Below are 25,729 nucleotides of genomic sequence, written 5' to 3'. Positions count from 1 at the left end.
TAATTCCATAATGAAAAATACAAAACCATTTATCCTTCTAGGAGAAACTATTTTACCTGGACAAAGCAAAACCATTTATATGGAAATTGCCAAATTGCACAATACCACCAAACTCAAAATCCCGATACTGATTCAGCGTGCAAAAACCGAAGGACCCACAGTGCTTTTCTCGGCCGGAATACATGGCGATGAAATAAATGGTGTAGAAATTGTACGCCAAATTATTACCAAAAAAATCAACAAACCAAAACGAGGGACCATTATTTGTATCCCCGTAATCAACATGTTTGGTTTTGTAAATAAATCCCGAGAATTTCCGGATGGGAGAGATTTAAATCGGGTTTTTCCGGGAAGCAAAAAGGGCTCTTTGGCTAGTAGATTTGCCTACCATATTCTAACCGAAATCATGCCATTTGTAGACTATGCCGTAGATTTTCATGCTGGTGGTGCTAGTCGATTTAATGCCCCGCAAATCCGACTTGCGCCCCATGATGATGCCTTAAAGGCTTTGGCCGATGCATTTAATGCGCCCTTTACACTATATTCTAAAAATATCGCTGGAAGTTTTAGAAATGCCAGCCAAAAGCTACAGGTAAAGATGCTACTCTTTGAGGGCGGAAAATCATTAGACATTGATTATACTGTTGCCGATACTGGGGTGGCTGGCGTAAAAAGATTTTTAGCCCATCTAAACATGCTCTCTCTGGAGACCTCGCCTGAAGAACCTGCTCAAAAAACCATCTACATTCAAAAATCTGCTTGGTTGCGAGCCAAATGCTCCGGACTCTTGCATGACAACGGCTACCTAGGAGCTTTTGTAACAAAAGGCACCGTTTTAGCAACCATTACAGATCCATTTGGAAAATTTGAACGTAAAGTGAAAGCTCCCAATGATGGTTATATAATTAATGCCAATCACGCTCCCATTATTTACCAAGGGGATGCCATTTATCATATTTCTAAAATAATTTTAAATGAAAGCCACTAAACAAGAATTCAGAACAAAGTATAAAGCGCTTAGGCAAAATCTTTCGGAAACAGAAATAGAACAAAGCAGTCTAGCTATTGCCAATGGGGTACTTAGACTCCCTATTTGGGATAAAAGTTATTTTCATTTGTTTTTATCTATTGTAGAACACAAAGAGGTAGATACCGAATTATTATTGCATTTGCTTGCAGGCAAGGACAAAGAAATAATTGTCTCTAAAGCAGATTTTGAAACCAGAATAATGACTCATTTTTTGCTTACAGACAATACCAAAATCCAAAAAAACGCCTACCACATTCCGGAGCCTGTTACCGGGATTGAAGTGCCCTCAAAAAAAATCGAAGTAGTTTTTGTACCCCTACTGGCTTTTGATAAAAAAGGCAATAGAGTAGGCTACGGAAAAGGATTTTATGATAAATTTTTGGCTGAATGTGCGCCCGAAACCATCAAAATTGGACTTTCTTTCTTTGAGGCCGAGGAGGCTATAATGGATGTTTTTGAGGCCGATATAAAATTAGACTATTGCATTACGCCACAAAGTTGTTACCATTTTTAGCATCGCATCGCCCGTGTATTTAGCATGGGTTTATAACTATTATAAAGAAAACAAGTTTGGCAAAAAAACGAAGTTAAAACGTTTTATTTGTCAAATGCTTTTTTGTTGAAAAAGATCAAAATACCGACACCGATACAAATAGCCATGTCTGCAACATTGAAAATGGCATTAAAAAAGGTGAAATTTCTGCCGCCCCAAATGGGTAACCAGCTAGGTAAATTACCAGTCCAAAAAGGAAAATAAAACATATCTACTACTTTACCATGAAAATAGGTTCCGTAAGGTTGGTCACTAAAAAGAGTCGCCAATTGCCCGTTACTATGATCAAAAATTACTCCATAAAAAACGGAGTCTATAATATTACCGAAGGCTCCCGCTAGAATCAGTGCAATGGCCACCACAAGATAATTAGTAGAAGGTGTTTTATTGGTAGCGCTATCCCACAGCCAATATCCAATACCGACAACGGCAATTAACCGAAACAGTGTAAGAAATAATTTGCCATACGCTCCAGGAATTTCGGTTCCCCAAGCCATTCCTTCGTTTTCAATAAATAGAATTTTAAACCAGCTAAAAACACCTACTTCTTCTCCTAATTCAAAATTAGTTTTTACAACTATTTTAGAAACCTGATCCACAATTAATATAATAAAGATAAGGAGGTACGCTTTTCGTAATGACATTTTTTAAATTTTAGTGGCGTAAAAGTAGTAATTTTATCAAAAAAAACGCTCCTAATGGAGCGTTAAATCTTTTCTGTATTCTGTAATTATTTTTGTAGATTTTTGGCCTCAATACTCATCGTGGCGTGAGGAACAATTCTTAGTCTGTCTTTGCCTATCAATTTTCCGGTTACTTTACAAATCCCATAGGTTTTGTTTTCTACACGAAATAAGGCGTTTTTTAGATCTCTGATAAATTTTTCTTGACGGATTGCCAGTTGGGAGTTGGCCTCTTTAGACATGGTTTCGCTTCCTTCCTCAAATGCTTTGAATGTAGGCGAGGTATCTTCCGTACCGTTGTTCAAATCATTCATATAGGCACTTTTTATCAAATCTAAATCTGCTTGTGCTTTTTCAATTTTTTTAAGAATTAATTCTTTAAACTCTGCCAAATCGGCATCAGAGTATCGCGTTGCTTCATCTACCATGTCTTTGTATTATTTAGTAATTGTTATTTTTGTTTTTATCTCGTCAAATTCAATGGCAACTCCATTTTCTATTTCTTCTAAAAAAATCAATTCTTCTGTTAAGGTTTCTGATTTTATGTAGGCTTGGTTTGTTTTTACAGCTGCTTCTAATGTAGCATTTTGTTGCAAATACACCTTTATCTTATCCGTTACGTCCAAACCAGAGTCTTTTCTGATGTTCTGAATTCTGTTTACCAATTCTCTTGCTATTCCTTCTTTTTTCAATTCGGGAGAGATTACAATGTCTAAGGCTACGGTAATTCCGTTGGCATTTGCAACCAGCCAGCCGGCTATATCCTGAGAACTTATCTCTACATCTTCTTGTGTTAAAGTTATGCTTTTTGCGGCAATTACTACCTCTATGCTTCCGTGGGCTTCGATTTGTTTGATTTGATCTGCCGAAAAATTTTGTATCTCTTTAGCAATCAAACCCATATCTTTACCAAAACGTGGTCCTAATGCTTTAAAATTAGGCTTAATTTGTTTTACTAAAACACCCGAAGCATCGTCTAACAACAAGATTTCCTTAACGTTTACCTCTGCTTTTATTAAATCTGAAACTGCTTCAATTTCGGCTCTTTCATTTTCATCAAGTACCGGAATCATTACCTTTTGCAATGGTTGACGTACCTTAATCATTTCTTTTTTACGTAGTGACAATACCAACGATGAAATGGTTTGTGCCTTCTGCATTCTGCTCTCTAAAGACTTATTAACAAAGTTTTCAACGTATTCTGGAAACTTCGCCAAATGTACACTCTCATAGCTTTCTGACTGTGTTGTAAGGGTTAAGTCTCTGTAAAGTTTGTCCATAAAGAACGGCGCAATTGGCGCGCTTAATTTACTTACCGTTAACAAACAGCTATATAACGTTTGGTAGGCTGCTATTTTATCTTGTGCATATTCTCCTTTCCAGAAACGACGACGACACAAACGTACATACCAGTTGCTTAGGTTTTCTTGTACAAAATCCGATATGGCTCTGGCTGCTTTTGTAGGCTCGTATTCGGCATAAAAACCATCCACTTCTTGGATTAGTGTATGTAATTCAGACATGATCCACTGGTCTATTTCTGGTCTTTGTTGCAACGGAATTTCGGCTTCTTGGTATTTAAAGCCATCAATATTGGCATACAAACTAAAGAACGAATAGGTGTTGTAAAGTGTTCCGAAAAATTTACGACGCACCTCTGCAATACCCTCTAAGTCAAATTTTAGGTTGTCCCAAGGATTGGCATTAGAGATCATGTACCAGCGTGTTGCATCTGGACCGTATTCTGACAATGTTTCAAATGGATCTGCAGCATTACCTAAACGTTTGGACATTTTTTGTCCATTTTTATCTAATACTAAACCGTTCGAAACTACATTTTTGTAGGCAACTTTATCAAATACTAAGGTCCCAATAGCATGTAGGGTATAAAACCATCCACGGGTTTGGTCTACTCCTTCGGCTATAAAATTAGCCGGAAAATCTTTGTTCTGGTCTATTTTTTCTTTGTTTTCAAAAGGGTAATGCCATTGTGCATACGGCATGGATCCTGAGTCAAACCATACGTCTATCAAATCTGCTTCGCGGGTCATTGGTTTTCCAGACGCAGAAAGTAACGTAATTTGATCTACTACATTTTTATGCAGGTCGATTAAGTCATAGTTGCTTTCGTCCATGTTTCCGGCCTCAAAACCTTTGAAAGGGTTTTCTTTTTGGAAACCGGCAGCAATGGATTTCTCTATTTCGTTGTATAATTCTTCTACAGATCCTATCAAGATTTCTTCTTGCTTGTCTTCTGTTCTCCAGATTGGTAGCGGAATTCCCCAATATCTGGAACGAGATAAGTTCCAGTCGTTGGCATTTTTTAGCCAGTTTCCAAAACGACCTTCTCCGGTTGCTTTTGGCTTCCAGTTGATGGTTTCGTTCAATTCGAACATTCTGTCTCTAACTTCGGTGATTTTTATAAACCAAGAATCTAGTGGATAGTATAAAATAGGCTTGTCAGTTCTCCAACAATGTGGGTAACTGTGTACGTATTTTTCTACCTTGAATGCTTTATTTTCTTCTTTTAATTGGATGGCAATTTCTACATCTGCGGAACGCTCTGGAGCTTCGCCATCGTTATAATATTCGTTTTTGACGTATTTGCCAGAATAAACTCCTAGGCCATCAATAAATTTTCCTTGTAGGGTAACCAATGGCACTGGAGTTCCGTCGGCATCCAAAACTAACATTGGTGGGACTTCTGGCGTGGCTTCTTTGGCAACTTTGGCATCATCTGCACCAAATGTTGGCGCGGTATGTACAATTCCGGTTCCATCTTCGGTGGTTACAAAATCTCCCAAAATTACTCTAAAGGCATTTTCGGGGTTTTGATACGGAAGTGCCAATGGCATTAGTTGTTCGTATTGGATCCCTACTAAATCCGTTCCTTTTGCCTCAGCAATAACTTGATAGGGTATTTTTTTGTCTGCCGCTTTGAAATTAGCAAAGTCTGCGGCATCTTCAGTGGCAAAAAACCCTTTTCCGAATTGTTTTGCTACTAAGTTTTTGGCAAGTACTACATTAGTAGGCAAAAAGGTATATTGATTGAACGTTTTTACTACTACATAGTCAATTTTTGGCCCAACGGTCAAAGCGGTGTTCGATGGCAAGGTCCAAGGGGTGGTTGTCCAGGCTAAGATTAGGATCTCGCCCAATCCTTGCCAAGCAGCTGGCAAAGTTTCGTTAATTGCTTTGAATTGTGCCACAACCGTGGTATCTGTAACATCACGGTAGCTCCCTGGTTGGTTTACCTCATGAGAGGATAATCCGGTTCCTGCCTTTGGCGAATACGGTTGGATGGTGTAGCCCTTGTACATCAAATCTTTGTTGTAGATTTGTTTTAAAATCCACCAAACGGTTTCCATATATTTGGGTTTGTAGGTCACATACGGATCTTCCATGTCTACCCAATAACCCATTTTTTGGGTCAAATCATTCCATACATCGGTATACCGCATTACGGTTTTCTTGCAGGCTTCGTTATATTCTTCTATAGAAATTTTGGTTCCAATATCTTCTTTAGTAATTCCGAGTTCTTTTTCGGTACCTAATTCTACGGGCAAACCATGCGTATCCCAACCGGCTTTACGCTTTACTTGGTAGCCTTTTTGTGTTTTATATCTACAAAATATATCTTTAATGGCACGTGCCATAACGTGGTGAATACCTGGCAAACCATTTGCCGAAGGCGGCCCTTCAAAAAACACGAATGGCTCGCTACCTTCACGGGTGGTTACACTTTTTTCAAATATGTTTTCTTGCTTCCAGAAATCCAGTACTTCTGACGCTACTGTTGGCAAGTCAAGTCCTTTGTATTCAGTAAATTTTGTGCTCATTTTATCCTTTTCTTTAATCGAAATGCGAAAGTAATAAAATTATGTGGAAAGTAGAATACTGAAGTCCGAAAGTTGCTTAAAGGAAGAGATATATCTTACTAATTCTAAAGTGATTTTTTGGGATACGCATCTCTTTGCTCTTTTTTAAAACAATGCTACGAAAACACTTCTTTTAAAACATCCAATGATTTAGGCTTTTTAAAACCATCCAAATGCAAGGAATAATACTCTATCAGGATTTTGAGTAGTATTTGGCGTTCTGCCACATGAAACATTTTTTGATTGGTGCCAAATCGTAAATCTATTAGTTTTTTAAATAAATTGGTTTGTTGCTCTGAGAGAGAGCTTATGGCATGCAGTGGCGAAAATATTCCTTCTGTCATTTCAAAAAAGGGATGGTCTATGCCCGAAACATCTGGGTAAAAACCCAAATATTTGGTGGTTTCTAGCATTAAAATCAAATGAAAATTGGCCCTATCTTCGTGCTGGTCTAGCCAAAGTAATGCTGTTTCAAGAAAACTAAACAGGGGCTCATTTTTTTCTTCTTCATGAATGGAATGGTATAAGATTTCGGAAAGAAACAATACCATGGTACTTTTATAAATATCTGTAGGAATGCTTTGAAATGGGATGCTTATTTTTATCTCTTTAAAATTCTCTAAGGTGCCTTTGTTTTTATGGACTGCTTCTATTTCAAGAATAGAAAGAGGCTGAAAATAAGCAATTTTTTGGTTGGATTTTCTGCCCGAAAATGCGTTCCGAACAAAATACGACTTCAGACCATGTGATTGCGTAAAACACTTGACAATCAGACTTTTTTCTTGAAACTTAATACTAGATAAGACAATGGCTTTGGTTTTTACGTGCATGTTTGGAATGATTAAGTAGCTAGTTGTTGGTTGGCTGTTTTGTATCGGTCTAAAAACCTTTTTTCTATCCCAAACCAAGAAAAAATGGCAAATGCAATAGAAAGTACCAGGATATAAAAAGCCATCCAGAATGGATTGTATTTTTCGAACAAATCATACTGTCTAAAAAGTTGGATTAAGGGAAAATGAACTATATAAACTCCGTATGTAAAATCGCCATATTTGCCAAAATTATTTAAAAAAGGCAAGCTATATGCTGCCAGAATAACCACTATTCCAAATGCGGCTGGGTATAAAAATTGGACTTGAAAATTAGCATAATGATCTATCGCTATACCAAAAACCGCTATTAAAAACAGTTTTGTTTTGTTTTGCAAAACAATTCCAAGATTTAAAAATAAACCAATTCCAACAGAAAAGTAGGCTAAATAACCTGGCAATTGTTTTGCCAAAACAGGCAAATTAAACCAGCTATCCATTACAAACCAATACAAAATAGAAAATAAGTACAGCGTTAAAAGTAAGGCATGCGCTTTTTTGGTTTTTTGGATAAAATAAAAAATGATAGGCAAAATCAAGTAGAACCCTTCTTCTACTTTTAACGTCCATAAAGATCCATTTACGGCACAGAGTAAATTGTTTTCAAACAGGCCCGGAAGACATGGCTGAACAAAATTCATAAAAACAAGATTCCAGCCAATATATTTAAACAGGTCGGTGTCTGAAAAATAGCCTCCAATAGACAAGGAGCTAAAAACCGATAAAATAATTGCTGCAAAAAGAACCATAAAAAAATATGCAGGCAAGATGCGCTTGGCTCTTTTGATAAAATATTTTTTTAGGGATGGCGTACTGGTGTAGCTTTTGGCAACCAAAAAACCACTTATTACAAAAAAGCCACAAACTCCTAGGGATGAATTGGCATAGTCTAATATAAATGCTAATTTTTGGGCTTGAGAAAGTTCTGCAAGATGGGACAATGCAATATGGACACAAAAAAAAAATCTTAAAAAATCAAAACAGTTCTGGTTTATCGTTTTGTGCATTCTATACTTATAATTACCTAATTATCATTACTTTTTTAACTTTAGTCTCTATCCCATCTTCGGCAGATATAAAGATCATATACACTCCTGAGGCTACTTTGTATTTGCCAAAAGCGGTAGTATCCCAGGCTACGGTGCCGCCCTCTGCGGTTGTCTCAAAGACTAGATTTCCGGTAACGTCTGTGATTTTTATATTGGCTTGGTCTACTAAACCCGAAATTTTTACTTCTCCTGTATATTCTGGTCGTACCGGGTTGGGGTACACATAAACTTTGCTTAAATCTTGATTGGCTGATGTGGCTAGACCTCTAAACGAAATCATGCCTTTGTCTGTGGCAATAAATACCTCACCACTACTCTTGTTTATAGCAATATCATTAATCCCGTTACTGGGCAATGGCGAATTATTTATAGTAAAATGGTATTTGGTTTCTTTACCATCCTCAGAGACCATAAATACTCCTGAATCTGCAGTACCTATCCACTTATTGTTAGCGCCATCCACTACGATATCAGTAATAAATTGTTCGTATAATAACTCCTGAGCTAATTTATCTTCGAGTATTATTATTGGACTGGTTGTTAGTTGCTTGTCTGTTTTAAAATTAGCCACACTAGATAACACCCGAAGTCCCTTGGTGGTACCGATCCAAAGCTGTCCGTTAGTATCTACTGCTGCTACTCTGGCATCCGAATAGGGCAAATTGCCTGTGTCTGGACCAAAGGTTATTTTCTTGAAAGTATTGCTGCTTTCGTTAAAACCAATCACTCCGTCTCTATTGGTGGCAAGCCATTTGGTGCCATATTTGTCTATTGCCATTCTTCCGTAGCTTACGTCTTCACTTTTGTCCAAAACCTTATCTATGGGGTAGCTTTGCCATTGTCCATTGGTTTTAAATACTTTTAATCCTTCTTTGACAAGACTATTGTTTAGCCATAGGTTTCCTGATGCATCAAAAACACCACCATTGACTCTTACGTCATTATTATATCCGGGAATAAAACTGATTTCATCTAGCCCACTATTGGTCTGGTTGTATAAAAATGTAGGGACGTTATTCTCTATTTTTAACAACCCAGAATAACTAGAACCCATATAAACTTGGTTTTCATTGGTTGGATTTATCAGCACTCTAACTATGGATTTAGCACCCAATACTTCCGAATAAGGGATGTTTAGCCATCCTTCTTTAGAAAACTTACTTATTCCATAGCTATCTAAATCATACGGATTGTATTCTCCGGAATAATCACCGTAAACTGCCCAGAAAAAATCGGATCCATTCTCTAGAGCAAAAATACTGTTACGCAAAGGTCCCATAGGGGTTACGGACTCAAAACCAGAACTTGTCGCCAAAGTAGTCACTAGCAATCCATCTGCTTTGGTGCCTATGTATAGCTTTTCGGCAATGCTGGTGGCGCAAGTAAAATCAGAGGTTATGCCCGGTATGGTTTTATTGTCTATCTGACGTAGTAAAACAAATTGGCGGTTGTACAAATACAAGGATTTAGCGGTCGTAATTACCATATAATCCGCACTGGCGTATAATGCTACCGCTGGCTGAGGCAGTTGGGTAAAACCAACAAACAAATTTGAATTTGAATTGTATTTATAAACAAATCCACTAGTGTTTATAGCTACTAAATCTGTGTCAAAGGAACGGATTGCAACACAATCATCTGCCGCTACTTGAGTCCATTGTTGGTAATCATTTAAATTTTTATTAGCCACTAGCGCACGACGAATTCCATTGTTGGTGGCGGCATAGATATATGCTCCCAGGATGGCGGTTTGCCTAACTTGTAGCTGCGCACCGTTGTTACCTATAAAATAGGTGTCTCCAAAAAGCATTGTTTTTAAATTGAATTGTACAATCCCAAAATCACAGGATATATATAGAATACCTTCGTATTCCATAAAATCGTTGATTTTTTTTACGTTTGCAGGCAATTGCTTACTAATAATATCTACTACTTTTAGAATCGTATTATCCGACTCATTGAGCACCGTAAGCAAGCCGTTTTGATACCCTACGACTCTTTTGTTAAAAGCAGCACTATAATACATGGCACTTATGGTTTGTCCGGAAAGTCCGTCTAGAGTGGTGGTGGTTTTGATTTCGTTAGTACTGGTTTTGACCGAAAATAATGCGTTTTCAGAGGCAGCGTATAGAGCCGTGTTAGAGGCGGCAACATCTTTAATTTCGTTGTACGAAAAATAGCCTTGCCAAGACAACTTATTTTGAGAAAAACCCATTTGTAGGCTTAGAATAAACAGGAAACTGAAAATACTTTTTGTCATCTTACCAGTATACATTAGATACACAAAGATAACATAAAGAACGGAATTGGTTATTTTGGGATAAAATAAAAAAATGCCTCTTACCAAATTTATGGCAAAAGGCATTTTAAATAAAATATAAAACCCGAAAAGGCTTACACCACACCTTGCGCTAACATAGCATCAGCTACCTTAACAAATCCAGCAATGTTTGCTCCTTTTACGTAGTCCACATACCCTGTAGAATCTGCACCATATTCTACACAAGAGGCGTGAATAGCAAGCATAATTCCTTTTAATTTTTCATCTACTTCTTCGGCAGTCCAGTTTAATCGCAAAGAGTTTTGAGACATCTCTAAACCAGACGTAGCAACACCTCCTGCATTAGATGCTTTTCCGGGAGCAAATAATATTTTAGCATTTTGAAACACCAAAACAGCCTCTGGTGTAGTTGGCATGTTTGCACCTTCTGCAACACAAATACATCCATTAGCAACCAAAGCTTTTGCTTCTGCTTCGTTCAATTCGTTTTGCGTTGCACAAGGCAAGGCAATATCACCTTTCACTTCCCATGGACGTGCTCCTGCAACATATTTAGCGTTTGGATATTTAGTAACGTAGTCACTAATTCTTCCTCTTAATTCGTTTTTAATAACCATCACGTGCGCTAATTTCTCTGCGTCAATTCCGTCTGCATCATAGATGTATCCTGCAGAATCCGATAAAGTTACTACTTTACCACCCAATTGAGTTGCTTTTTCGGTAGCGTATTGTGCCACGTTTCCGGATCCAGAAACCACAACAGTTTTGCCTGCAAAACTATCTCCTTTGGTTCCCAACATACTTTGTGCAAAATAAACTGCTCCGTATCCTGTTGCTTCTGGCCTGATTAGAGATCCTCCAAAAGAAATTCCTTTACCGGTTAATACTCCTGTAAATTCGTTTCTTAATCTTTTATATTGACCAAACATAAATCCAACTTCTCTTCCTCCAACTCCAATATCTCCAGCAGGAACGTCTGTATTGGCTCCAATGTGCTTAGACAATTCTGTCATAAAGCTTTGGCAAAAACGCATAACTTCGTTATCTGATTTTCCTTTTGGATCAAAATCTGCACCACCTTTTCCACCGCCCATTGGCAAGGTCGTTAAACTGTTTTTAAAGGTTTGCTCAAAGGCCAAAAACTTTAAAATACTTAAATTTACAGAAGGGTGAAAACGTAGCCCTCCTTTGTATGGTCCAATAGCCGAATTCATCTGAATACGGTATCCTCTATTAACTTGAGTTTCTCCTTTATCATCAATCCAAGCTACTCGAAACATAATAATACGGTCCGACTCTACCATACGCTCCAAAAGCATTTTGTTTTGGTATTTCTTGTTTTTCTCTATAAAAGGAATTACTGTTTCAGCAACTTCTAAAACTGCCTGCAAAAATTCTGGCTCGTTTGGGTTTTTTTTTGTAACCGCTTCAATAAAAGTAGATATACTTTGTGACATGATTATAAGATTATGAACGTTAAAGAAAACGTTTTCGTTAGTGCGCACAAATATACATTAATATAAAAATACTTTTATTTCATTCTGTTATTATTTATACTAAAAATATTTATTTTTTTATTTTTCATACCAAAAAGACCCTGCAGTGGGCAATTTGTTAAATAAAAGATCGGTTTTAATTAGCAAACCACTATTTAATGGGTTATTTTTTGTTTTATTTTATGTGTTAGCAGATGTTTTTATATATTTGTTTCCACATGAAATTCTATACGATGTTGCAAAAGATTTCTTTTATCTTCTTTATTTTATTTGGGCTATCCAACAACCTTGCAGCTCAATATAATTTTGCTCCCGAAATCGGCGTTATTGCTGGACCTGTAGAGCTACGGTCGGATTATGGCCAAAGAAACAACTCGGGTAATAATTTTAAAAATTCTGGTTTTGGTATTGGATTCGTACATTTTTTGAATTTTTCTTACAACCAAAAATTGTTTAGTAAAGACAGTTATTTTAAAGAACATTTTAAAATTAGAACCGAATTATCTTACAGCAAATCCAATTTAAAACACCACGGAAAATATGTTGAAGCAAATCCAAACTCGCTTGCAGTACAACAACTAAAAGCCATGTATGGATCTACGCAGTTATTAAATTTAGGTTTGCAATTAGAGTACCATTTTAAAAACATCCATGATTTTGAAAAGGTAGACAACAATCTCTCGCCGTTTATGAGTTTAGGTATGCAACTTAGCCACTACAACACCAAAGCAAGCTCTACTTTAGGCATGCTAGGGACTACTGCGGTTACCTATCCTAAATACTTGACTCCCTCCAAAGGCCATCCTTATGGATTTGCCACCGAAAAAGGAGCTGTATTCTCTATTGTATCCAGCCTTGGAACTCGTTATAAATTAAGCGCCCTAGAGGATTTAATGGTAGATTTGCGTTTTCAATATTTTACTTCAGATTGGGTAGATGGTCTAAATCCGAACAGAAAAATTTATACCGAAAACAAAACAAATGATTGGTTGGTTTGGTTTAATGTAGGTTATATTCATTACCTTAGAGATTAATTTTTTTGGATCTCTATTCCGTCCAGCAATCCATGCATCACAACGATTCTCCAAGCAAGTGGAGCTATTTTTATTTAAATCAATTTTTTTTGAGATGAAACATCCTTTTTATTTAATGGGCCTATTTTTTTTATTACTAGGCTGCCAACAAGAGTTGTCTTTTGAGACCCAAACCTATAACCAAAAATCAGCATTGTTGTGCAACGAATCGTGTCCAGAAGCCAGCCTAACTATTCCGGTGGCAAAAGGCAAGGCGGTAGTAGCAGATAGTATTAATAAGAAAGTTTTTTGGGTATTGAAAGAGCTTATTTATTTTGGCGAAAAACCCTATACTTCTAAAGATTATAACGAATTGTTGAAGGCATTTATCGGCTCTTACGAAAAATTAAAAACAGAATTTCCAAAAGATGAGTTTGGTTGGGAAGCCAAAATTGAAGGTACTATTAAATACCAATCGGACCGCATTTTAAATCTAGAAATCAACCACTATACGTATACTGGAGGCGCTCATGGATACCAAGGCTTGCGCTCTTTGTTGTTTGACCCAAAGACCGGAAAAAGCATCGCTACCAAGCAGTTGTTTAAAGATGAGAAGGCCTTTAAGGCTTTTGCCGAAAAAAGATTTAGAAGCAAGTACCGTATTCCTGAAAATCATGCAATCAATACCACTACGTTTATGTTTGAGGGCGATCAGTTCCAGCTTCCTTTAAATATTTTTTATTCGGACAAAGGAATTCTTTTGTACTACAACCGCTATGAGATTGCCTCGTATGCAGATGGACCACAAGAGTTGTTTATACCCTATGAGGATTTGAAGGATTATTTGTTGCTCAAATAACGTAGCTGCTGTATTCTAGCCCCGGTAGTAGCGGCATCCTTTTGTAGCTTTCTTTAAGCTACAAAAGATACAGCGGATAACGGGAAATAGCTCCACACAAATTACTAAATAAGTTTTCGGATACTAAATATAACGCCTAAGTGTATGCCTTCGTGAAAGTTATTAAAATTCATGGCATCTTGGGCGTTTTTTAGAACAAATCCGGTGGAGGTTGGGTATTCTTTAAATTGTACAAAAAGCTGGTTGTCTAGGTCTTTTTGGGTTTGGTCTATGGTGCTTAAAAGCATGGTCTGAATGGCGTCTACCTCTTCTTGTGTGGCGTCTTGCTCTGGTTTGCTGCCTTTTTTGTATTTTTCTACGATTTCTTCTGGCAGGTTTATGGGTAGTCCGGATAGGCCATAAACAAGCATTTGTTGTACTACTACTACGTGGGCTATATTCCAAATTAAATTGTTGTTGTGCCCTGCCGGAATGGTATTGAGTTGCTCTAAGGTGTAGTTGGTTAGATGCTGGCTTAGTATTTTTCTGTTGGTGTGTGTGATGGCTAGTACGGGATTCATTTTTTTATTTTTTTTGATAAAAATAATCATTTTCAGTTTCAAATGGATTTTCTTTGCAAAAAAAGATATCAAAAATGCCAAACAAAATATATTATATTGCCTCGTGTGATACTTGCCGAAAAATTATAAAAACCTTGCCAAAAGGTACGGATCTTGTTTTTAGGGATATTAAACAAACCCCGCTTAGTTTGCAAGAATTGGAAGAAATGCATGCATTATGCGGAAGTTATGAGGCTTTGTTTAGCAAAAAGGCGCAGTTGTATAAATCCATGGATTTGAAGAACAAATCGTTGACGGAAGCCGATTATAAAAAATACCTCTTGGAGCATTACACCTTTTTGAGTCGTCCTGTTTTTGTGATTGCTAATCAGGTGTTTGTGGGCGGGACACAACAAAATATGCTTCAGGTTATGAAGGCTCTGGACCATGTCTAGAAGAAATATTGCGCTTTTGGGGGCAACTCTAGTCTCGATCATTTATGGACTTACTTTTACTATTGCCAAAGACGTAATGCCACAATATATCGGTGCTTATGGCTTTATCTTGTTGCGTGTTGGTGGGGCTACGGTATTGTTTTGGTTGGCGTGGTTGTTTATGCCTAAAGAAAAAATTGCACTTCAGGATTTTCCTCGGATTGTTGCGGCTGCTTTTTTTGGGGTTGCCTTTAATATGCTTACTTTTTTTAAGGGACTGAGTCTTACTTCTCCTATATCTGCGGCAGTAATAATGGTTACTACTCCCATGATTGTACTGGTTTTATCGGCTATAATTATGAGGGAACGCTTACAAAAAAGAGTGTTTGTTGGAATTTTGTTGGGATTACTGGGTACTGGATCTTTGATTTTGTATGGCAAAACGGTAGCCAATGGTAGTCATGCTGCTTTAGGCAATCTATTGGTGTTGGTCAATGCCATATCGTATGGTTTTTATTTGATTGTGGTCAAAAAATTAATGGATAAATACCGGGCTTTTACTTTTGTAAAATGGATTTATTTATTTGGTTTGCTAATGGTAGTGCCTTTTGGCTGGAACCAAATCCAGGCGATGCACTGGGAGGCTATTCCGGTGGATATTGGCTGGAAAATAGTTTTTGTGGTTGTTGTCTCTACTTTTTTGACGTATTTAATCAACCTACTTAGCATGAAGGAGTTAAAACCAACTACGGTGGCTGTTTTTATTTATTTACAGCCTTTTTTTGCGACCCTTTTTGCTATTGGTTTAGGCAAAGACACCTTGTCTTTTACCAAAATAGCCTCGGCTCTGTTGCTGTTTATTGGAGTCTATCTGGCAACCCGAAAACCGACTCCAGTAGCCTAAAAAACCCTACTCTATTCTCTAAAAATACTTGCTTTGTGGGTTACGCCCCTTTTTGTTATCTTTGAGCTCTTTTATACAACTATATGATACAATCAATGACTGGTTTTGGTAAAGCGTCTGTACTCTTGCCTAACAAAAAAATAACTGTAGAGGTAAAATCCCTAAACAGTAAAGGGTTAGACTTAAATGTAAGAATGCCTTCTTTGTACCGAGAGATGGAATTGGGTTTAAGAACCCAAATTGCGGCTAAATTAGAAAGAGGAAAAGTAGATTTTTCGGTTTTTATAGAAAGCACCGCAGAACAAACCTCCACTAAAGTAAATGCTCCAATTGTAAAGGCATACATGAACCAATTGCAAGAAGTATATGCCGCAGCCGATCCAACCGAATTGATGAAGATGGCAGTAAGAATGCCCGATGCTTTAAAAATAGAACGCGAAGAAATTGACCCAGAAGACTGGACGCACATCCAGGGCGTTATTGAAGAGGCCATACAGAACATTTTGGATTTTAGAAAAGACGAAGGAAAATCTCTTGAAAAAGAATTTCAGTTGCGTATTGGCAACATTCGAGAATATATGACCGAAGCCTTGGCACTAGATCCAGAGCGCGTGCAGGCTATCAAAGACCGCTTGCAAACGGCTATTGCCGAATTAAAAGTAAACGTAGACGAAAACCGTTTTGAGCAAGAGCTTATCTATTATTTAGAAAAATTAGATATTACCGAAGAAAAAGTGCGGCTGACCAACCATTTGGATTATTTTTTGGAAACCATCAAGGGCACGCAAACCAATGGCCGAAAATTAGGTTTTATTACCCAAGAAATGGGTAGAGAGATCAATACCATGGGCTCTAAATCCAACCATGCGCAAATGCAAAAATTGGTAGTCCAGATGAAAGACGAACTAGAAAAAATTAAAGAACAAGTTTTAAACGTATTATAAATTGGCTACGTTAGCACGCATAAGTAACACAACACCATGAGCAGAGGAGGAAAATTAATTGTATTTTCGGCACCATCGGGATCCGGAAAAACCACTATAGTCAAACATTTGTTAGGCCAGCCAGAGTTAAATTTAGAGTTTTCTATCTCGGCTGCTTCTAGAGACCCTCGGGGAGAAGAGATTAATGGTACGGATTATTATTTTATATCTACCGAAGATTTTAAAACACATATCAAAAATGAAGATTTTTTGGAATGGGAAGAAGTCTACCGAGATAACTTTTATGGCACCCTGAAAAGTGAAATTGAACGCATTTGGGCCAAAGGTAAAAATGTTATTTTTGATATTGATGTAGCAGGCGGATTGCGTATTAAATCTAAATTTCCGGAACAAACTTTGGCCGTGTTTGTAAAACCGCCAAGTATTGATGAATTAAAAATCCGACTCAAAAAACGCTCCACCGAAAGTGAAGACAAAATCAATATGCGTATTGCCAAAGCATCTGTAGAACTAGCAACGGCTCCGCAATTTGATGTAGTTATTAAAAATTATGAATTGGAAGTTGCCCTACAAGAAGCCCAGCAGTTGGTGCACGATTTTGTGAGCAAACACTAATTATCTAATTATAGCTAGAAAGAAAATCGATGAAAATAGGACTTTATTTTGGGACCTTTAACCCCGTTCATATTGGTCATTTAATCCTTGCCAATCACATGGCAGAGCATTCTGATTTGGATCAAATCTGGATGGTGGTTACGCCGCACAATCCGCACAAAAACAAAAGCACTTTGCTCGATGATTTTCATAGATTGCACATGGTACATCTAGCCACCGAAGATTTTGCCAAAATAAAACCCTCGGATATTGAGTTTAAATTAGCACAACCGAATTATACCGTGAACACTTTAGTTCACCTAGAAGAGAAATATGCTCATCATACGTTTTCGTTGCTTATGGGCGAAGACAATTTAAAATCACTTCATAAATGGAAAAACTACGACGTTATTTTGCAAAATCACGACATCTACGTTTATCCTAGACTCGAAGCCAAAGGACCAAACCGCGAAGCAATTTCATCTGAACAAGAAAACGTAGCGTTAAAAAACCATCCCAAGATTCATCTTATTGACGCTCCAGTAGTCGAGATATCGTCTACTTTTATTCGTAACAACATCAAAGAAGGAAAAAACATTCGGCCTTTGGTGCCTGCTAAGGTTTGGGAATACCTGGACCACAATCTTTTTTATAAAAAATAATTACTGCAGTATTTTGACCAATTCGGTCTCGATTTCTTTAAATGCGGTATTAAAATGCTCGTTTTTGCCAGACAGCAAATACACATCTGTGCCAGGCATTTTGGCACTATCCCACACCATTTGCAAAGTGCCCTGAGTTATAAAAAACTTGGCATTACAATTCCAACTAATGGCAATTCCGGAATTTTGAACCATGGCAGATAGCATTTCAAATTCTGAAGGAATAATATAATTAGGAACTATAGTAGGCCGTTTTTTGTCAAAAACATGCAGCCAAAATAACTTAACATGTGGTATTCTGGCATCATGGCTGTACCAAATTTGTTCGTTTAGCCATTGCTCTATAGCGTTATTATGCTGGATTTCAATAGGGTGTTGTAGCCCCGAGAGATCTATATCCCTAGAACCTACCACTACTGGTTTGATTGTGCCTACCTTGGTCTGAACGGTATCAAAGGTGTCGTGTTTTTGCGTAAGGATGGCAAAATCAATTTTTTTGGTATTCACCAATTCAAACAACAATTCACTTTCGTGAAAACTAAAATCAATATAATCAAATTTTGAAATCAATACCCTGCCCAAGCTATTAAAAAGATGCCTAGAAATCCCCACAGTAATCAATCTATTGGCGTTAAATGCTTTGGCACGAAAACCATTTTCTACATTCTCTAAACGATCCAGCGCTTCTATAATCAAGTTATTCAATAACTTAGCATATTCCGTAGGTTCAACACCTTTTGATTTTCGGTTAAATAAAGTATAGCCCACATGAGCCTCCAGCATGGCTATTTGCTGACTCACTGCAGGTTGGCTTATAAACAACTCTTTGGCAGCCAAGGAGAAATTGCCGTTTTTGTAGACCGATTTAAAAGTACGGTACCATTCTAGATTTACCATGATATAAATATATTTATCACAAACATAATTTAAATTATTTTTACTGATAGCATAATACCCGTAGATTTGTACCAACAAAATAACCCCAATGAAAAAAATTGCATTATTTGCCTTAATAGTAGTAACCGTAGGTTGTTTTAGAGCAGCTGCGCAAAAAACAAAAAAAACAAACATGAAAAAAGTATTATTTGTTCTAACTAGTCACTCTGATTTAGGGAACACAGGAGAAAAAACAGGATTTTGGGTAGAAGAATTTGCTGCACCATATTATGAGTTAGCAGACAAAGGAGTTGTAATTGACATTGCAACTCCACTAGGAGGGCAACCTCCAATTGATCCAAAAAGTGCGGATGAATCCTTTGCAACAGAAGACACGAAACGTTTTGATAAAGACACGGCATTACAAGCTAAATTGAGCAAAACACATAAACTAACTGACATAAAAGAGTCGGATTATGATGCCGTTTTTTATCCAGGAGGACATGGGCCACTTTGGGATTTAGCTGCGAATAAAGATTCTGATGCTTTAATTGCCGCTTTTTATACCAACAACAAGCCAGTAGCTTTTGTGTGCCACTCTCCAGCGGTATTAAAAAATGTAAAAGTAAACGGCGAATTTTTAGTGAAAGGAAAAAAAGTGACCGGATTTTCAAATACCGAAGAAGCTGCTGTAGGATTGTCAGAGGTAGTTCCGTTTTTATTAGAAGATGCTTTGCAAGCCAATGGTGCCACTTACTCTAAGGGAGCAGACTGGAATCCGTATGCTGTAGAAGATGGTTTATTGATTACGGGGCAAAACCCTGCTTCGTCTAAATTAGTTGCCGGAAAATTGTTAGAACAATTGCATGCCAAAAAATAATACATAATAATACTGAGAAGGCTTTATCTGGCTCCAACTCTATCGCAGAATTGTAGCGATAGAGCCTTCTTAAATTTTAAATATTTTAAATTATGACCAACTTTGAATTATACAACCCTACCAATCTTGTTTTTGGAAAAGGACAAATAGAAAAATTAGGTGACCTGGTACCTGCTGGAGCAAAAATTTTGGTAGCCTACGGAGGCGGCAGTATCTTTAAAAACGGAATCCACGAACAAGTTATCCGCAACCTTAAAGGGCACGAAATTGTAGAATTTAGCGGTATCGAAGCCAATCCGCATTTTGAAACTTTGATGAAAGCAGTGGCTATTGTTAAGGAACAAAAAATTGATTTTATACTTGCTGTAGGTGGTGGATCTGTTATTGATGGGGTAAAATTTATCTCGGGAGCAGTTAATTACAAAGGGGATCCTATCGAAATTTTGCAAAAGCGTATTTTGATTAAAGAAAATGCAGTGCCATTTGGAACCGTACTTACTCTGCCAGCTACCGGAAGCGAAATGAACTCTGGAGCAGTAGTTACCATCCAAGCCACCAAAGAAAAATTAGCCTTTGGAGGTTCGGCCTTGTTCCCAAAATTCTCTATCTGTGATCCTACTGTAATTCAATCTTTGCCTAAAAGACAACTACAAAATGGTGTGGTAGATGCCTATACACATGTTATGGAGCAATACTTGACGTATCCACATGAGGGGTATTTGCAAGATCGAATTGCCGAAGGAATTTTGCATACCTTAATTGAAGTTGGTCCAAAGGTGGTAGAAGACCCTAGTGATTATGCCTTAGCATCCAACTTTATGTGGTCGTGTACTATGGCACTTAATGGTTTGATACAAAAAGGGGTTCCGAGTGATTGGGCAACCCACATGATTGGTCATGAATTAACGGCCATGTACGGGATAGATCATGCCAGAACACTTGCCATCATTGCTCCGAGTTTGTATACGGTTATGTTTGAAACCAAAAAAGCCAAACTAGCGCAATACGGTAAACGAATCTTTAATTTAGAAGGCACCGAAGACGAAATTGCAAACGAAGCAATAAACAAAACCGTTACCTTTTTTCACCGCATGGGAATGGACACAAAACTATCCGATTATACCCAAGAGTATAGCAACACCGCTACTTTTATCGTAAAGCGTTTTGAAGATAGAGGATGGAAAGCCTTAGGCGAAAAACAAAATATCACATTAGAAAAAGTGAAAGCTATTGTAGAAAGAAGTTATTAATTCCAGACACGGTCTAGCATGCTAGAATACCGGTGCAATTAAAAGGCGCTCTTCTGTTTAAGAAGGCGCCTTTTTTTTAAAGTGCACACTACTAATTTAATACGCAATCTACTAAAAAATAAAAATTATATCACAATAACGCAAATTATGTTAGATTATTTTATATAATTACTAAAATGCTTGTTTTTTTAGACACAAAAAAACAAATACTTCTGCATCACTTGATTTTGTTGGCTTTTTTTTAGCATAGGATTTATGCTTTTTTAAGTACTTTTGAATAAAATTAAAAAAATGACCCAAAATATAAAATTTGCAGTTATTGGCGGAGGAAGCTGGGCTACTGCAATTACCAAAATGTTATGCGTAAATCTTTCGGAGGTATACTGGTATATGCGTAACGAATCTGCGATAGAACACATCAAAAAATACAAACATAACCCCAATTATTTAAGCGCGGTAGAGTTTGACACCCAAAAACTACACTTAACTAACGATATTAACCAAGCCGTGGCGTATGCCGATTATATTATTTTTGCTATTCCTTCTGCTTTTTTGGGGGGAGAGTTACAAAAATTAAAGGTTTCGTTAAAGGACAAAATAATTTTTTCTGCCATTAAAGGAATTGTACCCGAGACTAGCATGATTGTAGGGGAGCATTTTCATTTTACCTATGACATTCCTTATGACCACATTGGGGTGATTACTGGGCCTTGTCATGCCGAAGAAGTGGCACTAGAGCGTTTGTCGTACCTAACTATTGCCTGTGGAGATGCTGCTAAGGCCAAAATAGTTGCCAAGCATTTGTCTGGAGATTTTATAAAAACCAAAATCACAGACGATATTATTGGTACAGAATATGCCGCTATGCTTAAAAATATTTATGCTATTGCGGCCGGTATTGCACATGGTTTGGGGTATGGCGATAATTTTCAATCGGTGTTGATGAGTAACGGTATACGGGAGATGAAAAAATTTATCAAAAAGGTACACAAAATGAAACGTAACATTAATGACTCGGCTTATTTGGGTGATTTATTGGTTACTGGCTATTCTATATTTTCTAGAAACCGCACCTTTGGTAACATGATTGGCAAAGGCTATACTGTAAAGAGTGCTATGATGGAGATGAGTATGGTATGCGAGGGGTATTATGCTACCCAAAGCGCCTACCAACTTAATCAGGATTATGGTGCTAAAACGCCTATTATTGATGCGGTGTACCAAATTTTATACCAAGGTAAGGATGCCAAGAGTGTTTTCAAGAAACTGACCGACAAATTAGACTAAATTATTTGTTTGGCTTTTGCAAAAATAAGCAAGGCGCTACTCTGTTTGGGGTAGCGCCTTGGTTGGTTATAATATGGTTTTAAGGCTATCGTTGTATAACGCCATCTTGGAATAGAATTGGAACTTCTTCGAGGTTTGCTTCTTGGATGGAATTTGCTTTAAAGATAAATTTTTTGTCGTATAGTGTGTTTTCTATAAAATAGGTAACCGAGAACTCGTTGTGGAGTTGTAGGACGCTTTTTTCGATCATTTCTAGCTTGACTACCGATACGCTTGGAACGCTAACAAATGCGTGGCGTAGTAGGGAGGTTTTTTTCATTTCGCCTTGGAGGGTTCCAAATGCTTTGGAGACTACCATCACGCTTTCTATAAGGTAGTCGCTGTCATTGACTAAGTAGGCGTACCATACTTTTTCCATGAATTCATCGCTCCATTCTGGGACTGCTGCCAGAAAAACGTTTTCTACTATGGGTATTATTATGTCTTTTTTCATGCTGTTGTAATTCTGTAGCTGTGGTTTGGAACTGCTGTCATTAGACCCGATTTTTGTTGTGATTGGGTTGGCTTTAACTAGTGCGCGCGCCCAATTTCTAGCCCAGATAGAAGTGGAAATCCTTTTGTTGTTTTTCTTTAAAACAACAAAAGATTGTAACGAATAGCTGGAAATAGCTCCTTGTTTTTTAAATATTTGCTTTGAATTGTTCTAAGAAACGCACGTCATTTTCATAAAACATACGGATGTCTCCGATTTGGTAAAGTAGCATGGCTATGCGCTCTACGCCCATTCCGAAAGCAAATCCGTTGTATTCTTCGGGGTTGATGCCGCAGTTTTTTAGAACGTTTGGGTCTACCATACCGCAACCTCCTATTTCTAACCAACCGGTTCCTTTGGTGATTCGATAATCGGTTTCGGTTTTTAGTCCCCAATAAATGTCTATCTCGGCGCTTGGCTCTGTGAACGGAAAGTAGGATGGTCTTAGGCGTATTTTGGACTTACCAAACATTTCTTTGGTGAAGTGCAATAGGGTTTGTTTTAGGTCTGCAAAGGATACTTCGTTGTCTATGTAGAGGCCTTCTACTTGATGGAATATACAGTGGGAACGGGAGGATATGGCTTCGTTTCTAAATACACGCCCTGGTGAGATGGTGCGTATGGGTGGTTTGTTTTCTTCCATGTAACGTACTTGTACCGATGAGGTGTGGGTGCGCAGTAGGGTGTCTGGATTGGTTTGGATAAAAAAGGTGTCTTGCATGTCTCGTGCCGGATGGTATTCTGGCAGGTTTAATGCGGTAAAATTATGCCAATCGTCTTCGATTTCGGGGCCTTCGGACACGTTGAAACCTATGTTGGAAAAGATGTCTATAATTTGATTTTTGACTATAGAGATGGGGTGTCTGGATCCAATGATTACTGGTTCTGAGGATCGGGTTAGGTCTCCAAAAATGCCTTTGGTCTCTTCTTTGCTTGCTAGGGTTTCTTGAATGGATTTTACTTTTTCTTCGGCGGAGGTTTTTAGTAAGTTGATTACTTGACCAAATTCTTTTTTTTGATCGTTTGGCACGTCTTTGAACGCTGCAAAAAAATCTTTTAGTAGCCCTTTGCTTCCTAAAAATTTGATTCTAAAGGTTTCTAATTCGGCCTTGTCTTGTGTAGAAAAAGCCTGTACTTGGTCAATATATTCTTTTATCTTGTCTATCATTTTCATGCACTAATTGGGTCAACAAATTTACAAAATTTGTTTTAGGTTTACCGTTTTATGTTTAAAGTTTGCGGACTAATTTTGTTGCTGTTTTAGTCTATGAGCTCGCGCTCTAAGAAATAAGTAACGATGGCTTCTTTCATCAGTACGGATTGTTCTCCTGGTTTTAGCGGCGGCAAGGCTTCTTTGACGGTATAGTGTGGCCAGCCATCGGAGTCAAAAAATTCAAATTCATAAAAACCATAGGGTTCTAATAATCTACAAATGGCAATGTGCATGAGGTTTAATTTTTCGTCTTTTTTGTACTCTCGGTGCACTTTGCCTAATTCTTGGACTCCGATTAGGTATATAATGGCATCTAGATCTAAGTCTTCTCCTTGTGAGAATTGATCCGATAGTATGGTTACAAGCTGTTCCCAGCGTTCTTTAAGTTGTATATCTCTTGACATGATGGTGGTTGGTTGGGACCAACGGTTTCGGGATTTGCTGTATCTGGTAAAACCGCTAGATTATTTTTGGCAAAGATAACAACTTGAAAATTGACAATGGCGGTTTGATTTATTTTATATTTGTGGCTTCACTTACTAATTTATAATTATGGGTTTTTTGGATATTGTTTTAGGAGCTTTGCTGGTTTATGCCTTATACAAGGGGCTTAGAAATGGTCTTTTTGCAGAATTAGCGTCTTTGCTCTCTTTGGTTTTAGGGATTTATTTGGCCATTAAATGTTCGCATTTTGTAAAAGAATACTTGGTTAAAGCATTTTCTTGGTCTTCCAAATATGTTGAAATAATGGCTTTTGCGCTCACCTTTTTGGCAATTGTCATTGGGATTCATTTGCTTGCAAAGGTGTTTACCAAAATTATGGATTTTGCTTTTTTGGGATGGATTAACACTCTTGCAGGTGGATTGCTGAGTGTGCTCAAAACTATTTTGTTGTTGAGTGTGGTATGCAATCTTTTTCAGAAAATCAACTTGAACAACATGCTTGTTAAAGAGGAAACCTTTGAACAGTCTTTGTTGTATAACCCGATACAAAAAACAGCCCGCTTTATATATCCTTCTCTTGAAAAATGGTACTCGGATTTTAAAAACACCCAAACTACTAAGCCAACACCGTCCCACACGGAAGAATAGTGCATCGAATTATTTTACTTCTTTAATGGCGTTTTGGTTTATCCAGCCCTTGGTGCCATCTGTTAATTGTACTTTTTTCCAATCTTGTATGGTTTTAATTACAAACACCTTTGTACCCTCGTGCACTGTAATTATTGTTTTACTGTTTTGTTGTGGTGTTTTTTGGAGGTTTGTTTTTTCGGCAAAAACAATAGCTGGTTGGTCTTTTTGGCACTCTTGGCGTTCAAAAATAGCAGCCATAATACTACTGGCCAGTAGTACACTTAGTAGTAGCATTCCTCCAAAAAAAACTCGTTTGAAAAGGCTTTTTTGAGAAAAATAATATCCTATAAATAGCAACAAAAACAAACTTGCTATCCCAACAGAGAGATACCCCCAAGTGTTGTAGTGGTATTGGGCCGTAAAATCTCTAAGTAATTTTGCAAAACCTACTTTAGGAATGTCTTTGACGGTATCTACGGTTCTTTTTTGAGCAAATTTTAAATTGTTTATTGTTTGGGGATCCTTGGGTTTTAGGACCAATGCTTTTTCGTAATTATAAATTGCTGGGGCTACTTTATTTAATTTATAATAGCAATTGGCTAGGTTGTAGTATAGTTCTGCAGATTCTAAATTAGCGTCTAAAACCAAATTATATGCGGCGGCGGCTTGGGCGTAATTGCCTTTTGCATACAATTGGTTGCCTTTTTCAAAGTTGTTTTGAGCAACTAAAAGTGGAGCAAATAGTAGTAATAGATATACAATGTTTTTCATTTTTTTGGGTTTCTAAGTTAGGTTATAAACCAACGATAACCGATTTGGCATGGAATTT

General features: G+C 37.5%; 26 protein-coding genes. 13 read left to right on the top strand and 13 right to left on the bottom strand.

What is annotated here, in order from left to right; genetic code table 11:
- Window positions 1-10: 10 nt before the first annotated feature.
- Both LB076_RS03955 and LB076_RS03950 read left to right on the top strand, forming a co-directional pair.
- The gene (locus tag LB076_RS03955; protein ID WP_066333141.1) at window positions 11-988 is read left to right on the top strand and encodes a succinylglutamate desuccinylase/aspartoacylase family protein; all 978 of its coding nucleotides are present in this window, start codon (window positions 11-13) and stop codon (window positions 986-988) included.
- Window positions 975-1,544, top strand: coding sequence for a 5-formyltetrahydrofolate cyclo-ligase (locus LB076_RS03950; protein WP_066333138.1), 570 nt, complete (start codon window positions 975-977; stop codon window positions 1,542-1,544). The genes LB076_RS03955 and LB076_RS03950 overlap by 14 nt, the downstream gene beginning before the upstream one ends.
- 83 nt (window positions 1,545-1,627) lie before the next feature.
- Here LB076_RS03950 and LB076_RS03945 read toward each other — a convergent pair whose 3' ends face one another.
- From LB076_RS03945 to gdhA, 7 genes are all read right to left on the bottom strand, one after another.
- On the bottom strand, window positions 1,628-2,227 hold the full coding sequence (locus tag LB076_RS03945) for a lipoprotein signal peptidase (protein ID WP_066333135.1): 600 nt from the start codon (window positions 2,225-2,227) through the stop codon (window positions 1,628-1,630).
- An 86-nt stretch (window positions 2,228-2,313) separates the two neighbouring features.
- Window positions 2,314-2,694 (bottom strand): TraR/DksA family transcriptional regulator, encoded by a 381-nt coding sequence (locus LB076_RS03940; protein WP_066333133.1) that lies wholly within the window; start codon window positions 2,692-2,694, stop codon window positions 2,314-2,316.
- Between the two features lie 9 nt (window positions 2,695-2,703).
- Window positions 2,704-6,105, bottom strand: coding sequence for an isoleucine--tRNA ligase (gene ileS, locus LB076_RS03935; protein WP_066333131.1), 3,402 nt, complete (start codon window positions 6,103-6,105; stop codon window positions 2,704-2,706).
- 155 nt (window positions 6,106-6,260) lie between these two features.
- Window positions 6,261-6,974 carry a DNA repair protein RecO gene (gene recO, locus LB076_RS03930; protein ID WP_066333129.1) on the bottom strand — a complete coding sequence of 238 codons (714 nt, stop codon included), beginning with the start codon at window positions 6,972-6,974 and terminating at the stop codon, window positions 6,261-6,263.
- A gap of 11 nt (window positions 6,975-6,985) precedes the next feature.
- Entirely contained in the window at window positions 6,986-8,020 is a 1,035-nt protein-coding gene (locus tag LB076_RS03925) for an acyltransferase family protein (RefSeq protein WP_066333127.1), read from the bottom strand.
- Between the two features lie 13 nt (window positions 8,021-8,033).
- The gene (gene porZ, locus LB076_RS03920) at window positions 8,034-10,277 is read right to left on the bottom strand and encodes a type IX secretion system anionic LPS delivery protein PorZ (RefSeq protein ID WP_232505673.1); all 2,244 of its coding nucleotides are present in this window, start codon (window positions 10,275-10,277) and stop codon (window positions 8,034-8,036) included.
- Between the two features lie 179 nt (window positions 10,278-10,456).
- A complete protein-coding gene (gene gdhA, locus LB076_RS03915) occupies window positions 10,457-11,800 on the bottom strand; it encodes an NADP-specific glutamate dehydrogenase (protein WP_066333123.1) in 1,344 nt (447 codons plus the stop codon).
- Between the two features lie 272 nt (window positions 11,801-12,072).
- On the opposite strand from gdhA, the gene LB076_RS03910 reads away from it, so the two are divergent.
- Both LB076_RS03910 and LB076_RS03905 read left to right on the top strand, forming a co-directional pair.
- Window positions 12,073-12,873 (top strand): THC0290_0291 family protein, encoded by an 801-nt coding sequence (locus tag LB076_RS03910; RefSeq protein WP_066333122.1) that lies wholly within the window; start codon window positions 12,073-12,075, stop codon window positions 12,871-12,873.
- 94 nt (window positions 12,874-12,967) lie between these two features.
- The gene (locus LB076_RS03905; protein ID WP_066333121.1) at window positions 12,968-13,711 is read left to right on the top strand and encodes a DUF3298 and DUF4163 domain-containing protein; all 744 of its coding nucleotides are present in this window, start codon (window positions 12,968-12,970) and stop codon (window positions 13,709-13,711) included.
- A gap of 104 nt (window positions 13,712-13,815) precedes the next feature.
- Here LB076_RS03905 and LB076_RS03900 read toward each other — a convergent pair whose 3' ends face one another.
- Window positions 13,816-14,271: a DinB family protein gene (locus LB076_RS03900; protein WP_066333411.1), complete on the bottom strand. Its 456-nt coding sequence runs from the start codon at window positions 14,269-14,271 to the stop codon at window positions 13,816-13,818.
- A 74-nt stretch (window positions 14,272-14,345) separates the two neighbouring features.
- Between LB076_RS03900 and LB076_RS03895 the strand changes: the two genes are divergently transcribed.
- The 5 genes from LB076_RS03895 to nadD all read left to right on the top strand — a co-directional run bounded on the left by LB076_RS03895 (window position 14,346) and on the right by nadD (window position 17,788).
- The gene (locus LB076_RS03895) at window positions 14,346-14,705 is read left to right on the top strand and encodes an arsenate reductase family protein (RefSeq protein WP_066333118.1); all 360 of its coding nucleotides are present in this window, start codon (window positions 14,346-14,348) and stop codon (window positions 14,703-14,705) included.
- On the top strand, window positions 14,698-15,588 hold the full coding sequence (locus LB076_RS03890) for a DMT family transporter (protein WP_066333116.1): 891 nt from the start codon (window positions 14,698-14,700) through the stop codon (window positions 15,586-15,588). Before LB076_RS03895 ends, LB076_RS03890 begins: the two co-directional genes overlap by 8 nt.
- An 83-nt stretch (window positions 15,589-15,671) precedes the next feature.
- Window positions 15,672-16,532: a YicC/YloC family endoribonuclease gene (locus LB076_RS03885; protein WP_066333114.1), complete on the top strand. Its 861-nt coding sequence runs from the start codon at window positions 15,672-15,674 to the stop codon at window positions 16,530-16,532.
- A 36-nt stretch (window positions 16,533-16,568) separates the two neighbouring features.
- Complete coding sequence (gene gmk, locus LB076_RS03880; RefSeq protein ID WP_066333108.1) at window positions 16,569-17,147, top strand: guanylate kinase; 579 nt, start codon at window positions 16,569-16,571, stop codon at window positions 17,145-17,147.
- 29 nt (window positions 17,148-17,176) lie between these two features.
- Window positions 17,177-17,788, top strand: coding sequence for a nicotinate (nicotinamide) nucleotide adenylyltransferase (gene nadD / locus LB076_RS03875; RefSeq protein ID WP_066333105.1), 612 nt, complete (start codon window positions 17,177-17,179; stop codon window positions 17,786-17,788).
- On the opposite strand, the gene LB076_RS03870 is transcribed toward nadD, so the two are convergent.
- On the bottom strand, window positions 17,789-18,685 hold the full coding sequence (locus tag LB076_RS03870; protein WP_066333408.1) for a LysR family transcriptional regulator: 897 nt from the start codon (window positions 18,683-18,685) through the stop codon (window positions 17,789-17,791).
- Between the two features lie 88 nt (window positions 18,686-18,773).
- Here LB076_RS03870 and LB076_RS03865 point away from each other — a divergent pair, with 88 nt between their 5' ends.
- The 3 genes from LB076_RS03865 to LB076_RS03855 all read left to right on the top strand — a co-directional run bounded on the left by LB076_RS03865 (window position 18,774) and on the right by LB076_RS03855 (window position 22,081).
- Entirely contained in the window at window positions 18,774-19,544 is a 771-nt protein-coding gene (locus LB076_RS03865) for a type 1 glutamine amidotransferase domain-containing protein (RefSeq protein ID WP_066333101.1), read from the top strand.
- A gap of 92 nt (window positions 19,545-19,636) precedes the next feature.
- Window positions 19,637-20,794: an iron-containing alcohol dehydrogenase gene (locus tag LB076_RS03860; RefSeq protein ID WP_066333096.1), complete on the top strand. Its 1,158-nt coding sequence runs from the start codon at window positions 19,637-19,639 to the stop codon at window positions 20,792-20,794.
- A 291-nt stretch (window positions 20,795-21,085) separates the two neighbouring features.
- Window positions 21,086-22,081 carry an NAD(P)H-dependent glycerol-3-phosphate dehydrogenase gene (locus LB076_RS03855; protein ID WP_066333093.1) on the top strand — a complete coding sequence of 332 codons (996 nt, stop codon included), beginning with the start codon at window positions 21,086-21,088 and terminating at the stop codon, window positions 22,079-22,081.
- Between the two features lie 85 nt (window positions 22,082-22,166).
- On the opposite strand, the gene LB076_RS03850 is transcribed toward LB076_RS03855, so the two are convergent.
- The 3 genes from LB076_RS03850 to LB076_RS03840 all read right to left on the bottom strand — a co-directional run bounded on the left by LB076_RS03850 (window position 22,167) and on the right by LB076_RS03840 (window position 24,230).
- The gene (locus tag LB076_RS03850) at window positions 22,167-22,574 is read right to left on the bottom strand and encodes a hypothetical protein (protein ID WP_066333090.1); all 408 of its coding nucleotides are present in this window, start codon (window positions 22,572-22,574) and stop codon (window positions 22,167-22,169) included.
- Window positions 22,575-22,761: 187 nt separating this feature from the next.
- Entirely contained in the window at window positions 22,762-23,781 is a 1,020-nt protein-coding gene (gene pheS / locus LB076_RS03845) for a phenylalanine--tRNA ligase subunit alpha (protein ID WP_066333405.1), read from the bottom strand.
- 92 nt (window positions 23,782-23,873) lie between these two features.
- Window positions 23,874-24,230: a hypothetical protein gene (locus LB076_RS03840; RefSeq protein WP_066333087.1), complete on the bottom strand. Its 357-nt coding sequence runs from the start codon at window positions 24,228-24,230 to the stop codon at window positions 23,874-23,876.
- Between the two features lie 148 nt (window positions 24,231-24,378).
- Between LB076_RS03840 and LB076_RS03835 the strand changes: the two genes are divergently transcribed.
- Window positions 24,379-24,918: a CvpA family protein gene (locus LB076_RS03835; protein WP_066333084.1), complete on the top strand. Its 540-nt coding sequence runs from the start codon at window positions 24,379-24,381 to the stop codon at window positions 24,916-24,918.
- A 9-nt stretch (window positions 24,919-24,927) separates the two neighbouring features.
- On the opposite strand, the gene LB076_RS03830 is transcribed toward LB076_RS03835, so the two are convergent.
- Entirely contained in the window at window positions 24,928-25,671 is a 744-nt protein-coding gene (locus tag LB076_RS03830) for a tetratricopeptide repeat protein (protein WP_066333077.1), read from the bottom strand.
- Window positions 25,672-25,729 lie beyond the last annotated feature (58 nt).

This window comes from Flavobacterium crassostreae (assembly GCF_001831475.1).
GTDB lineage: Bacteria > Bacteroidota > Bacteroidia > Flavobacteriales > Flavobacteriaceae > Flavobacterium > Flavobacterium crassostreae.
Note: the sequence above shows the minus strand (reverse complement) of the source record. Positions and strands in the feature narration are given on the sequence as shown.